At 67.1% G+C, this 848-nt stretch carries 1 protein-coding gene and 1 pseudogene; one reads left to right on the forward strand and one right to left on the reverse strand.

The features are described from left to right. Window positions 1-513 (reverse strand): ComF family protein (locus AC1DX0_RS36565; protein WP_477359465.1); only part of this gene is annotated, 513 nt, incomplete at its 3' end. Between the two features lie 64 nt (window positions 514-577). Between AC1DX0_RS36565 and AC1DX0_RS36570 the strand changes: the two are divergent. After that, window positions 578-848: pseudogene (locus AC1DX0_RS36570) on the forward strand (SAM-dependent methyltransferase); the annotation flags it as partial.

An 848-nucleotide genomic window follows, 5' to 3' on the forward strand; every position in this document is an offset into this window, starting at 1 on the left:
AGACAGCCCGCTGAGCTCGCAAACCCCGCGCGCCAACTCCGCCGACTGGTTGAAACGCCGTCTGAAGAAACGCCGCCAGTGCAGCGGCACCGGCACCACCACATCGGCCTCGGCGATGAGATCGGCGCCGGCGCGCACCATCCAGCGCGCCATCCAAGGGGCTAGATCGGTGCGATCCTGGTATTTCAGCCCTTGCACCATCTGRCGGGCGACRCCSGAATARGCRACGGCKGCCCGCGCCCGCTCGAAGGGCGGCGGATCGGCGATCGCTTCCGCCGACAGAAAGCCCTCGCCCATATGATGGGTGAACGGCGTGCCCATCACCGGGCACCAGGGTCGCTCCAAGAGCCGCAGCTTCGGCCAGCAGGCGCCGCACAGCACGCCGGGCTGCGAGACATGCCGGCGGCAACCGGCGCAGACCGGCGGAAACAGGATGCGCGCCGGCCAGCCGAGAGCCGATCGGGTAAGCTTCCTGATCCCGTTGGACTTGATCTCCGGCATCGGATCGGCCACGTGATTGGTCCTTCGCGCCACCATACCAATTGTATCGGGGCGTCGACAAACAAGGATCCGCCCGTTGCAGCCGATAATGGATACCGATCTCTGGCTGGCGCACAAGCGGCGTGCGCTCGCTCATCCGGTCGATGGTGYCGATTTTCTGATGAACCGTGCCGCCGAGGATCTTGCCGACCGGCTGGGCGCCGTCGAGCGCCGGTTCGCCAAAGCGGCTGTGCTATTTTGCCAGACGCCGGCCGCGACCGGTGTGCTCGCCGCGAGCGGCAAGGTGACGGAGATCGTCCGCGTCGAGACGGACGCGGTTTTCCTGAATGGCGCCGCAGGCTCGGTGG

It is taken from the genome of Mesorhizobium sp. P3_A9 (assembly GCF_056402975.1).